General features: G+C 68.9%; 9 protein-coding genes. 7 read left to right on the forward strand and 2 right to left on the reverse strand.

Annotation, left to right across the window (positions count from 1 at the left end; translation table 11 throughout):
- Positions 1 to 45 precede the first annotated feature (45 nt).
- The 3 genes from ASPU41_RS11715 (at position 46) to arsA (ending at position 7,172) form a co-directional block, all read left to right on the forward strand.
- Positions 46 to 4,491: an FtsK/SpoIIIE domain-containing protein gene (locus ASPU41_RS11715; RefSeq protein ID WP_069951063.1), complete on the forward strand. Its 4,446-nt coding sequence runs from the start codon at positions 46 to 48 to the stop codon at positions 4,489 to 4,491.
- Between the two features lie 110 nt (positions 4,492 to 4,601).
- Complete coding sequence (gene arsD, locus ASPU41_RS11720) at positions 4,602 to 4,994, forward strand: arsenite efflux transporter metallochaperone ArsD (protein WP_069951064.1); 393 nt, start codon at positions 4,602 to 4,604, stop codon at positions 4,992 to 4,994.
- A gap of 9 nt (positions 4,995 to 5,003) precedes the next feature.
- The gene (gene arsA, locus ASPU41_RS11725; protein WP_157356987.1) at positions 5,004 to 7,172 is read left to right on the forward strand and encodes an arsenical pump-driving ATPase; all 2,169 of its coding nucleotides are present in this window, start codon (positions 5,004 to 5,006) and stop codon (positions 7,170 to 7,172) included.
- Here the strand turns inward: arsA and ASPU41_RS22070 are convergent.
- Together ASPU41_RS22070 and ASPU41_RS11735 are read right to left on the reverse strand one after the other, a co-directional pair.
- Positions 7,057 to 7,407 (reverse strand): ArsR/SmtB family transcription factor, encoded by a 351-nt coding sequence (locus ASPU41_RS22070; protein ID WP_083266483.1) that lies wholly within the window; start codon positions 7,405 to 7,407, stop codon positions 7,057 to 7,059. The two genes, arsA and ASPU41_RS22070, sit on opposite strands and share 116 nt — an antisense overlap.
- A 62-nt stretch (positions 7,408 to 7,469) precedes the next feature.
- Positions 7,470 to 8,210 carry an aquaporin gene (locus tag ASPU41_RS11735; RefSeq protein ID WP_069951066.1) on the reverse strand — a complete coding sequence of 247 codons (741 nt, stop codon included), beginning with the start codon at positions 8,208 to 8,210 and terminating at the stop codon, positions 7,470 to 7,472.
- A gap of 45 nt (positions 8,211 to 8,255) precedes the next feature.
- On the opposite strand from ASPU41_RS11735, the gene ASPU41_RS11740 reads away from it, so the two are divergent.
- The 4 genes from ASPU41_RS11740 to ASPU41_RS11755 all read left to right on the forward strand — a co-directional run bounded on the left by ASPU41_RS11740 (position 8,256) and on the right by ASPU41_RS11755 (position 11,951).
- Entirely contained in the window at positions 8,256 to 8,930 is a 675-nt protein-coding gene (locus ASPU41_RS11740) for an arsenate reductase/protein-tyrosine-phosphatase family protein (protein WP_069952657.1), read from the forward strand.
- A 143-nt stretch (positions 8,931 to 9,073) separates the two neighbouring features.
- On the forward strand, positions 9,074 to 9,496 hold the full coding sequence (locus ASPU41_RS11745; protein WP_069951067.1) for an arsenate reductase ArsC: 423 nt from the start codon (positions 9,074 to 9,076) through the stop codon (positions 9,494 to 9,496).
- A 10-nt stretch (positions 9,497 to 9,506) separates the two neighbouring features.
- A complete protein-coding gene (gene trxB, locus ASPU41_RS11750) occupies positions 9,507 to 10,499 on the forward strand; it encodes a thioredoxin-disulfide reductase (RefSeq protein ID WP_069951068.1) in 993 nt (330 codons plus the stop codon).
- A 66-nt stretch (positions 10,500 to 10,565) separates the two neighbouring features.
- Entirely contained in the window at positions 10,566 to 11,951 is a 1,386-nt protein-coding gene (locus ASPU41_RS11755; protein ID WP_069951069.1) for an FAD-dependent oxidoreductase, read from the forward strand.
- The last annotated feature ends 33 nt before the right edge of the window (positions 11,952 to 11,984 follow it).

Below are 11,984 nucleotides of genomic sequence, written 5' to 3' on the forward strand. Positions count from 1 at the left end.
CGCTGTAAAGCACCAAACCGAAAACCTGAACGGAGTCGACGAAGCGTGAGAATCCGACTGACGCTGCGCCGCGACCCGGCCGACGCCAAAGACCTCGCCGTCACGGTGGATGGGCTCGCCACCGTGGCGGACATCGCCACCCAGCTCTGGGCGGCCGACCCGGCACGGCGGGGGACCCCGCCGCCGTCGAACCTGTCCCTCAACATCGAGGAAGCCTTCGCCGCCGGCGGCATGAAGGGCAGCATCCTGGACCGCAAGGACAACCTGCTCGAATCCGGGCTGCGGCCGGGCTCCATCGTCTCCCTGACGCAGCTGAGCGAGCAGTTCGGGACGCCCGGGGCGAACCGGGGACCCGCCGCGGCGACGCTGCGGGTGCTGTCCGGGCCCGACGTCGGCCGCGAATTTTCGCTGCCCTCCGGCACCAGCTACATCGGCCGGGACCGCGACGTCGACATCCGACTCACCGACCCGCTCACCTCCAAACGGCATGCCCGGATCACGGTGGGCGAGACGGTCGAGATCGTTGACACCAACTCGGCCAACGGCCTGCTCATGGACGGGCTGCCGGTCACCCGCGCCACGCTGAGCTCCTCGGACACCGTGGCGCTGGGCGACACGACTGTTTCCGTGGTGTCCCTCGGCGCCGGGCACGGTTCCGCGCCGAGCTCCCCGCTGATCGACTTCAACCGCTCGCCGCGCGTGGTGCCGCGCTTTGAGCAGCAGAAACGGATGCTCCCGGCCGGGCCCAAGCGCCAGGAGCACCACGCCTTCCCCTACATCATGCTGCTCGCGCCGCTGATGATGGGCGGCATCCTGTTCGCCGTCACCCAGAACGTGCTTTCGGTCGTGTTCATGCTGATGATGCCGCTGTTCATCGTGGGCCACTACGTGGACCAGAAGCTGCAGGCCAAGCGTGAGCGCAAGGAACAGCTCAAACAGTTCCGCGAATCCATGGCCGTGTTCCGCACCGACATCACCCGGCTGCAGAACGTGGAACGCTCGGTCCGGCTGCAGGAGGCACCCTCCGTCAGCGACACGGTCGACTCGATCTACAAGCTCGGCCCGCTGCTCTGGACCCACCGGCCCGAGCACTCCGGCTTCCTGGGCCTGCGCTTCGGCCTGGGCACCGCGCCGTCGCGGATCCAGTTCGAGGAGCCCAACAGCAACGACACCGAAGCCGGATACATGGCTGAAATCCAGGAGTGCCTGGCGCAGTTCCGCGACATCGAGGGTGTGCCGATCGTCTCGCAGTTGCGCTCCGCCGGCTCCTTCGGCCTCGCCGGCTCCCGCGGCCTCGTCGACGACGTGGCCCGCGGGATGGTCCTGCAGCTCGTCGGGCTGCACTCACCGGCGGAAGTTGTCCTGACCGCCATCACCTCGGCGCAGTCGAAGGAACGCTGGGAATGGCTGCAGTGGCTTCCGCACGTCGGCTCCGGCCACAGCCCGCTGGGCGGCGACCACCTGGCCGCCGGCCCCGCGGGCGGCTCGGCCCTGCTCTCCCGGCTGGAAGACCTGATTGACCAGCGCGAGGCTGCCTCGCAGGGCCAGCGGCCGGCGCTGCGCCCCGGCGTCGACCCGCTCGCCCCGGATCTCCCGGAACCGCTGCTGCCCACCGTGCTGGTGGTCGTCGAGGATGACGCCCCGGTGGACCGCGGCCGGCTGACCCGCGTCCTCGAGCGGGGCCCGGACTCCGGAGTGCACGTCATGTGGGTGGCCACCTCGGTCCAGCAGCTTCCGGCCGCGTGCCGGGACTTCATGGCCGTCGACGGCGACCACGGCACCACCACCGGGCAGGTCCGGCTGGGCCGTCACACCTTCCCGGTGAGCTGCGAAAGCCTCGACGCCGGACTCGCCGCCCAGCTGGCCCGGATGCTCTCACCGGTCATCGACGTCGGCAAGCCGCTGGAGGACGAATCCGACCTGCCGCGCGCCGTCTCCTACGCGACCCTGATCGGCAAGGACTTCCTGGACAACCCGGCGGCCGTGGCTGAACGCTGGACCGAGAACAACTCGGTCCGGGCCTCCGCCGTGCCCAACCGCAAGGACAACGGCACGCTGCGGGCCCTGGTCGGATCCAAGGGCATCGAACCGCTCTACCTCGACCTGAAGGACGAGGGCCCGCACGCCCTCGTCGGCGGCACCACCGGCGCCGGCAAGTCTGAATTCCTGCAGTCCTGGGTGATGGGCATGGCCGCCGCCTACAGCCCGGACCGGGTGAGCTTCCTGTTTGTGGACTACAAGGGCGGCGCCGCGTTCGCGGACTGCCTGCACCTGCCGCACACCGTGGGCCTGGTCACCGATCTGTCCCCGCACCTCGTCCGCCGGGCGCTGACCTCGCTGCGGGCCGAGCTGCACCACCGGGAACGGCTGCTGAACCGGAAGAAGGCCAAGGACCTGCTGGAGCTCCAGCGCGAAGCCGATCCGGAAGCGCCCCCCTACCTGATCATCATCGTGGACGAGTTCGCGGCCCTCGCCACCGAAGTCCCGGAGTTCGTCGACGGCGTCGTGGACGTCGCCGCCCGCGGACGTTCCCTGGGACTGCACCTGATCCTGGCCACGCAGCGCCCGGCCGGGGTGATCAAGGAAAGCCTGCGCGCCAACACCAACCTGCGGGTGGCACTGCGGATGGCCGATGTGGACGACGCGATCGATATCCTTGGCGTGCCGACAGCGGCCTACTTCGACCCCTCCATCCCCGGGCGCGGCGCCGCCAAGACCGGCCCCGGCAGGATCCAGGGCTTCCAGACCGGCTACGCCGGCGGCTGGACCACGGAGAAGCCCCAGCGCCCGCAGATCGAGATCGTCGAGATGGCCTTCGGCTCCGGCCCGGCCTGGGCTGCCCCGGCCCCGGAGACCCCGGTGAAGGAGGAGGCAGCCGGTCCCAACGACATCGCCAGGATGACGGCCAACATCATCAGGGCCGCCGATGTGCTCTCCATCGAGCCGCCGCGCAAACCCTGGCTCGATGAGCTCGCAACGAGCTACGACTTCTCCCGGCTGCCGAACCCCCGCACCGACGAGCGGCTGCTGCTGGGCGTGGCGGACGACCCGGCGCACCAGGACCAGCCCACCGTGTTCTACGAGCCGGACCGGGACGGCAACATGGCCATCTACGGCACCGGCGGCTCCGGCAAGTCCGCGGCCCTGCGCGGCATCGCCATCGCCGCCGCGGTCACGCCCCGCGGCGGGCCGGTCAACGTCTTTGGCATCGACTGCGGCTCCTCGGGGCTCAAGATGCTCGATGAGCTCCCGCACGTCGGGGAGATCATCAACGGCGACGACGTCGAACGCGTCGGCCGGCTGCTGCGCTGGCTCCGGGACCTTGCCGACGACCGGGCCGCCCGCTATTCCGAGGTCCGCGCGTCGACCATCGTGGAGTACCGCAAACTCTCGAACCAGCCGGAAGAAAAGCGGATCTTCGTGCTGGTGGACGGCATGTCGGCCTTCCGCGAGGCGTACGAATACAGCAAGCTCTCGGCGCTGTGGGACATCTTCCTGCAGCTCGCCACGGACGGCCGCCCGCTGGGCATCCACCTCGTGGTCAGCGGGGACCGGCCCAACTCGGTGCCGGCGTCGCTGCTGGCCTCGATCCAGCGCCGGCTGGTGCTGCGGCTCTCCTCGGAGGACGACTATCTGTCCATGGACGTGCCCAAGGACGTCCTGGGCCAGGCCTCGCCCCCGGGCCGCGGCCTGCTGGGCAACCTCGAGGTTCAGCTTGCGGTGCTCGGCGGCAACTCCAACCTGGCCGTGCAGGCCCGCGAGGTGCACAAGCTCAGCGAGGCCATGCTGCGCCAGGGCGTGGAACACGCCCCGCAGATCGAACGCCTCCCGGACCAGATCGACCTCGATATCCTGCCCGCCGGCAGCCCGGACCTCCCGGTGATCGGCGTCGACGACGAGACACTCCAGCCGGCCGAGATCCTGGCCAAGGGCCCGCTGCTGCTGGCAGGACCTCCGGGCTCCGGCCGCACCGTGGCCCTGGTGACCCTGGCCTACGCGCTGCGCCGCTCCAACCCCGGCGTCGAACTGATTTACATCGGTTCCCGGCGCTCCACGGCGGCGGCCCTGAAACTCTGGGACCGCTCCGTGGTCGGGGCCGAGAACGTCGAGGAGACCATCGATGAGCTGGTGGACTACTCCACGGGCACGCCCGGCAAGCTTGCGATCTTCATCGAGGGTCTGACCGACTTCACCGACACCGCTGCGGAGTCCGGGATCGAACGGCTTGTCACCGCGTCGATCAAGGCCGAACAGTGGGTGGTGGGTGAATCCGAGACGTCCACCTGGTCCTCGGCCTGGTCCCTCGCGCAGCCGTTCAAGTCCGGCCGCCGGGGCCTGCTGCTCAACCCTGGCGACATCGAGGGCGACAGCCTGCTCAGCACGTCGCTGGGCCGGATCAGCACGGACTTCATCCCGGGACGCGGTTACATCGTGGGCCGCGGCAAGGTCCGCAAGATCCAGATCGCGCTACCTCCGGAGAAGCGGAACTAAGCGGGGCGGGAGCTTAGCGGGACGGGTTTCCTGCGTCACTCCCGCCGCCCCTACTGTGCATCGAAGATTGTCGATACACTGGAGGGGAACCGCAACCAAAGGAGAACCACATGCCTGCTATCCGAATCTACGAATCCGCCCTCTGCTGTGACACCGGTGTTTGCGGCCCCGACGTGGACCAGTCCCTGGTCGAGGTGACTGCGGATGTGCGTTACCTCCAGGGCCTCGGGGCCGACATTGCCCGCCACAACCTCGCCAGCGAGCCGACCGCTTTCGCGCAGGACGAGACGGTCCGCGGATTCATGCACCTGGTCGGATCAAAGGGCCTTCCGCTTACCATCGTCGACGGCGTTACGGTCGCCACCGGCACCTACCCGAGCAGGGGGCAGCTGCTGGGGTTCGCCGGACTGGGCCAAGCCACCGTTGAACCACAGTCCCGCCCGGAACTGGGCCTGAGTGAAAAGTCCGGCGGCTGCTGCGGCGGCTCAACGAGCTGCTGCTAGGACCCCGGCGTGAAGTTTCTCCAAAACGCCCCCCGGTTCCTGTTCTTCACCGGCAAGGGCGGGGTGGGCAAGACCTCCGTGGCGTGTGCCACCGCGCTCACCCTGGCGAGGGCCGGGAAGCGGGTCCTGCTGGTCAGCACCGACCCCGCGTCCAATGTCGGCCAGGTCTTCGGCCTGACCATCGGGAACACCGTCACGGCCATCCCGGATGTTCCGGGTCTCCTTGCGCTGGAGATTGACCCGGAGCAGGCGGCCGAGGCCTACCGGGAGCGGATCATCGGACCCGTCCGCGGACTCCTGCCCGAGACTGAACTGGCCGGCATCGCCGAGAGCCTCTCGGGGTCCTGCACCACGGAGATCGCCTCATTCGACGAGTTCACCAACCTGCTCACCGACGACAGCTCCTACGGGGAGTACGACCACGTCGTCTTTGATACCGCCCCGACAGGCCACACGATCCGCCTGCTGCAGCTGCCTGGCTCATGGACCGATTTCCTGGCGGCCGGCAAGGGGGACCCGTCCTGCCTGGGCCCCATGTCAGGACTGGAGAAGCACAAACAGGTGTACGCCCAGGCGGTCCAGGCCCTCACCGACCCGGCAAGGACCCGTCTTGTCCTGGTCAGCCGTGCGCAGACTTCGTCACTGAGCGAGATTGAGCGGACTTACCTCGAACTCAACCAGATCGGCATCGGCGGCGGTTACGTCGTCATCAACGGCGTCCTGCCCGAAGCCGCCGGGGACGAGGAGCTGGCGCAGGCCCTGCGCGCCAGGGAGTCTTCGGCCATCGCCGCCATTCCCGGCGCGGTGGCCGGCCTTCCCCGCGATGTCCTGGATCTGAAGCCGGGAAACATGGTCGGCATTCCGGCGCTTGAGTCCCTGTTCTCGGCCACTTCCGGCGCCGGGATCACTGAGGACGCCGCGATGGTCCCCGAGGTTGAGGACGCCCCGCTGGCTGCGCTGGTGAACGAGGTGGAGCTCGACGGCCACGGCCTCGTGATGTGCATGGGCAAGGGCGGGGTCGGGAAGACCACCGTTGCTGCGGCCATCGCGGTCGCCCTGGCCAAACGCGGGCATGCGGTCCACCTCACCACGACGGATCCGGCAGCGCACCTCACCGAAACACTCGATGCGGCCATCCCCGGCCTGACGGTGTCCCGCATCGATCCGGAAGCAGCCATTGAGGAATACCGGCGCCATGTGATGGAGACCAAGGGCCGGAACCTGGACGATGACGGACGAGCGGCCCTCGCCGAGGACCTCATGTCCCCGTGCACCGACGAGGTGGCTGTGTTCCGGCAGTTCTCCAAGGTGGTGCAGGAATCCCGCCGGCACTTCGTGGTGATCGACACGGCACCGACCGGCCACACCCTGCTGCTCCTGGACGCCACGGGCTCGTACCACCGGGAGATCGCCCGCCAGGTCGGCGACACCCTGGGCTTCGTGACGCCGCTGATGCGGCTGCAGGATCCGGCGCAGACCAAGGTTGTCCTCGTCACGCTGGCCGAAACAACACCGGTGCTCGAAGCCGAAGAGTTGAAGAGCGACCTGGAACGGGCCGGGATTCACCCGTGGGCCTGGGTCATCAACAACTCGATCGCCGCCGCACACCCGCAGACGCCGTTCCTGCGGGCCCGTGCCGCGGGCGAAATCGAACAGATCACCAAGGTGCACACCCTGACGGACCGGGTCGCCCTGGTTCCGCTGCTGGCCGAGGAGCCCGTCGGAGAAGAGCGGTTGTCGGCCCTGACCGCGCTCAGCTCCCTGCCCGCCGTCCGGCTAGCCGTCCAGGCGCCCGGCCAGCAGTGCTTCGATGTCCCTGGCGGTGGCGTCCAGCTTGGCGATCGTGTCCCGTTGGATCGCCCGCAGGTACTCGGCATCCGACTCGCCGTCCTGCACCCAATTCTCATCACCCGGAGAGTCCATCACCTGCCGCGTGTTGGCGGCGGCGGCCTCAACGTTCTCCAGCATGGCACGCAGCCGGTCCTCGGAGGTGGGAGCTTCGGTGTGCATGGTGTGGCTCCTTGGTTGCGGTCCTGTTGTGACGGCGGGGCTTTACTCTGGCTTAGAGGGAGGCCAGGAGGCCGGCTGTCTGCTCGATGGCGCCGGGGACGAGGGAATAGTACGCCCAGGTGCCGCGCTTTTCGCGGTGCAGCAGGCCGGCGTCGACCAGGATCTTGAGGTGGTGGGACACGGTGGGCTGCCCCAGGTCCAGCGGTTCGGTGAGGTCGCAGACGCAGGCCTCCCCGCCGTCGGCGCCCTTGACGATGGAGATCAGCCGCAGCCGGTTGGGATCGGCCAGCGCCTTGAAGACCAAGGCTTTCCGCTTCGCTTCCTCGGCGCCCAGGACAGGCATTCCTGCCGGGGCGCAGCAGGATTCATCCGTGGCCGGCTCGAGTGTGGGCAGCGAGTTCATGTACCCATTATGCCCCGATATTGACCATCATCAATGTTTAAGCCGCGGGGCCCTGGCGGAGGCTACGAGCCGGCTGTTTCGGAACTGTGCGGGAGAACGACGTCGTCCGCGGCGCGGGCGGCGGCGGGGAACAGGACGAGGAGGAGGCCAAGGCCAACTGCCGCGCCGACCAGCTGCGCCAAAACGAAGCCGGGAACGGAGGCCGGTGCGATGCCGGCGAAGGTGTCGCTGAAGATGCGGCCGACCGTCACGGCCGGGTTCGCGAACGACGTCGAGGACGTGAACCAGTACGCGGCCCCGATGTAAGCGCCCACCGCCGGCGCGGCGAGGGCGCCGCGGGAGGTGGCGACCAGGGCGAATATCAGCAGGACGAGCCCTGCGGTTGCGACCACCTCACCGAGCAGATGGCCCGGAGTGGCGCGCTCCTTGGCGGAGATGGAGGTGCCCACCTCGAACATGGCGTTCGCGACCACGCTGCCGCCGACCGCGCCCGCGGTCTGGGCAACCACATAGGTGCCGAGCTCCGGCAGCGTCAGCCCGGTGCCGCTGCGTCGGCCCAGGACCCAGTCGGCCAGGGACACCGCGGGGTTGAAATGCGCGCCGCTGACGGGCCCGAGCACCAGGATCAGCACCGTCAGGCCCAACACCGTGGCGGTGCTGTTCTGCAGAAGCTGCAGGCCGATGTCACCGGGGGAGAGCTGCTGCGCGGCGATCCCGGAGCCGACGACGATGGTCACGAGCAAACTGGTGCCGAGCAGTTCAGCGACGGCGCGGCGCCACAGCGGCGGCTGGTTGGAAGTCATGGAAACAGCTTGACCGAAAGAATTAACTCAGTCAAAATTGAATCAATGAACATTGAGACAGTGGACGGTTTTCGGGCGCGGGTGGCCAAGCACTCGGCCCTCGCCGATCCCGCGCGGCTGCGCATCGTTGATCTGCTGACCCTCGGGGATTTCTCCCCAACGGAGCTGCAGGCCGAGCTGGGGATGCCGTCAAATCTGCTGTCCCACCATCTGCGCACATTGGAAGAGGCCGGGCTGGCAACCCGCCACCGCTCCGAGGCCGACAGGCGCCGGAGCTACATCCGGCTTGCTCCCGGCGCTCTCGACGGCCTGATTCCCGGGGCTGGCCGCGCGGCCCGCCGCGTCCTGTTCGTCTGCACGCGAAACAGCGCACGCTCCCAGCTGGCCGCCGCGCTCTGGCGGCAGGTCAGCGATATCCCGTCCGGGTCGGCGGGAACCCATCCCGCCGACCGCATTGCGCGGGGGGCCATCGAGGTTGCCCGCCGCCACGGTACGGACCTCGCCGACGTTCCTCCCCGCCGGCTGGACCTCGCGGCGGCGGAGGGGGACCTGATGGTGACCGTGTGCGATAACGCCCATGAGGAACTGGCCGGACTGGGCGGCGTGCACTGGTCGGTGCCGGATCCGCTGCGCCTGGGCACCGGGGAAGCCTTCGAGCAGGCCTTCAGTGACATCGCCCGCCGCATCAACGACCTCGCACCGCGGGTGCTCGCTGCCTGACCCGCCGATATCACAATATTGACAACCATCAATCTATTGCCCGATACTCTCTGTATCGATCATCATCAATGTCACCGGGCGTTGCAGAGCGGGCACACGACCTCAACCAGACGCATCACCTAACTGATTCCAGGAGAAACCCCGTGAGCACCGAAACCGCCAAGAAGCCCTCCGTCCTGTTCGTCTGCGTCCACAACGCCGGCCGCTCCCAGATGGCCGCTGCCTTCCTCACCACCCTGTCCAGGGGCGCCATCGAGGTCCGCTCCGCCGGTTCCCAGCCCGCCGCGAAGGTCAACCCGGCCGCCGTAGAGGCCATGGCCGAACTTGGCATCGACATGTCCGCCGAGATCCCCAAGATCCTCACCACCGAGGCCGTGAAGGAATCCGACGTCGTGATCACCATGGGCTGCGGCGACACCTGCCCGATCTTCCCCGGCAAGCGCTACGAGGACTGGGAACTCGAAGACCCGGCCGGCCAGGGCGTCGAGTCCGTCCGTCCGATCCGCGATGACATCAGGGCCCGCATCGAGGACCTGATCGCCTCCCTCGTCCCCGCCGCAAAGTAGGAGCGCAACCATGGGCGCTGACACCGGAAAAACTCAACAGCTGATCATCATCGGGTCCGGCCCCGCCGGCTACACCGCCGCGATCTACGCCGCCCGGGCCGGCCTGAAGCCGCTCGTCATCGCCGGGGCGGTCACCGCGGGTGGCGCCCTGATGAACACCACCGAGGTGGAAAACTTCCCCGGATTCCCCGCAGGCGTCCAGGGCCCGGAGCTGATGGACGGCCTCCAGCAGCAGGCCGAGAAATTCGGCGCGCAGGTGGTGTTCGACGACGTCACCGACGTGACGCTGACCGGCCACCTCAAGCGTGTGGTCACGGCCGCCGGCGAGACGCACGAAGCTCCCGCGGTCATCCTCGCCACCGGCTCCGCCTACAAGGAGCTCGGCCTGCCCGAGGAGAAGAAGTTCAGCGGCCACGGGCTTTCCTGGTGTGCGACCTGCGACGGGTTCTTCTTCCGCGACCAGGACATCATCGTCGTCGGCGGCGGCGATTCGGCCATGGAGGAAGCGACCTTCCTGACCCGCTTCGGGAAAACCGTCACCGTGGTGGTCCGCAAGGGCGAGCTCCGCGCCTCCCGGATCATGGCGCAGCGGGCCAAGGACAACCCCAAGATCAGCTTCGCGTGGAACTCCGCCGTTACCGCCATCCACGGCGACGCCAAGGTCACCGGCGTCACCCTGACCGACACGCGCACCGGCGAAACCCGGGAACACGGCGCCACCGGCATCTTCGTCGCGATCGGCCACGTGCCGCGCACCGAACTGCTGCACGGCCAGGTGAACCTGGACGCCGAGGGCTACATCAAGGTCGACTCGCCCACCACGGTCACCAACCTCTCCGGTGTCTTCGCGTGCGGGGACGCCGTGGACCACCGCTACCGCCAGGCCATCACCGCCGCAGGCACGGGCTGCGCCGCCGCGCTCGACGCCGAACGCTACCTCGCCGCACTCGAGGACGCCGACAGCATCGCCACCGCCCTCGTCGAGGAACCAACCCACTCCTGACCCGTGCGGACAGAGGAGACACGCCCCTTAGAAACCGCCACACCACCGGATGAAACAGAGGACACCATGGCTGTAACCACCACGCTTCCCGTAGCTGTCATCGGAGCGGGCCCCGTCGGCCTCGCCGCCGCAGCGCACCTGCTCGAACGCGGCATCGAGCCGCTGATCCTGGAGGCAGGCCCTGCCGCGGCCGCGGCAATCGAACAGTGGCGCCACATCCGGCTCTTCTCCCCGTGGCAGTACAACACCGACGCCGCCGCGGTCCGCGCGCTCGCCGCCACCGGCTGGGAATCCCCGGAGCCGACGGCGCTGCCCATCGGCGGCGAACTCATCGACCGGTACCTCACACCCCTGGCTGCCCTCCCGGCGATCGCGTCCCGCCTGCACACCGGCGCCCGCGTCATCGCCGTCACCCGGTTGGGCATGGACAAGACCCACAGCCGCCACCGCAACACCACACCCTTCGTGGTCCGGGTCGAACACGCCGACGGCGAAGTCCGCGACCACCAGGCCGCCGGTGTCATCGACGCGTCAGGCACCTGGTCCACCCGCAACCCGCTCGGAACCTCCGGGCTTCCCGCCCTTGGCGAAGCCGCCGCAGCCGACAGGATTTCCTCGCCGCTGCCGGACGTCCTGGGCCGGGACCGCGAGACGTTCGAGGGCCGCACGGCGCTTGTGGTCGGCGCCGGCCACTCGGCTGCCAACACCCTGATCAACCTTTCCGAGCTCGCGGATCAGGTGCCCGGGACGAGGATCGTGTGGGCGATCCGCGGCGCCTCCGCTGCCAAGGTCTACGGCGGCGGCGACGCCGACGGGCTGGCCGCCCGCGGACAGCTGGGCAGCCGGCTCCGCAGCCTCGTCGAGTCCGGCGCCGTGGAACTGCACACCGGCTTCGGGATCGCCGCCCTCGCCGCGGCCGCCGGCGCCGTCACCGTGACCTCCACGGACGGCCGCACCCTCGAAGCCGACGTTGTGGTCCCGGCCACCGGCTTCCGCCCCGACCTGGACATCCTCCGGGAACTCCGGCTCGAACTGGACCCCGGCGTCGAGGCCCCGCGTGAGCTCGGGCCGCTGATCGACCCGGAATTCCACTCCTGCGGCACCGTCGAACCACACGGAGCCGGGATGCTGGCCCACCCGGAGCAGGACTTCTACATCGTCGGCATGAAGTCCTACGGCCGGGCCCCGACCTTCCTGCTCGCCACCGGCTACGAGCAGGTCCGCTCCGTCGCGGCCGCGCTGGCCGGAGACCGTGAAGCCGCCGACACCGTCCAGCTCGAACTCCCCGAAACCGGCGTCTGCTCCTCCGACATCGGCACCAGCTGCGACGTCCCCGCGGCCGCAACCGCAGCGTTTGTGGCCGAAACCTCCGGCGGCTGCTGCGGAGCGCCCGAACCGGTCCTTGTCGGGTTCCCCACCGGCCTGGCCCACGGCCGCTCCGGCGGGAACTGAGCCCGTTCCCTGCTTTTTCTTCGACTGAACACA

This window comes from Arthrobacter sp. U41, assembly GCF_001750145.1.
In the GTDB taxonomy this organism is placed as follows: domain Bacteria; phylum Actinomycetota; class Actinomycetes; order Actinomycetales; family Micrococcaceae; genus Arthrobacter.

What these genes read in the sequence shown, in the direction of transcription:
- ASPU41_RS11735 (WP_069951066.1), bottom strand. Translation starts at nt 8,210, where the DNA reads ATGACTTCCAACCAGCCGCCGCTGTGGCGCCGCGCCGTCGCTGAACTG.
- ASPU41_RS22070 (WP_083266483.1), bottom strand. Translation starts at nt 7,407, where the DNA reads ATGAACTCGCTGCCCACACTCGAGCCGGCCACGGATGAATCCTGCTGC.
- ASPU41_RS11755 (WP_069951069.1), top strand. Translation starts at nt 10,566, where the DNA reads ATGGCTGTAACCACCACGCTTCCCGTAGCTGTCATCGGAGCGGGCCCC.
- ASPU41_RS11740 (WP_069952657.1), top strand. Translation starts at nt 8,256, where the DNA reads ATGAACATTGAGACAGTGGACGGTTTTCGGGCGCGGGTGGCCAAGCAC.
- arsD (WP_069951064.1), top strand. Translation starts at nt 4,602, where the DNA reads ATGCCTGCTATCCGAATCTACGAATCCGCCCTCTGCTGTGACACCGGT.
- trxB (WP_069951068.1), top strand. Translation starts at nt 9,507, where the DNA reads ATGGGCGCTGACACCGGAAAAACTCAACAGCTGATCATCATCGGGTCC.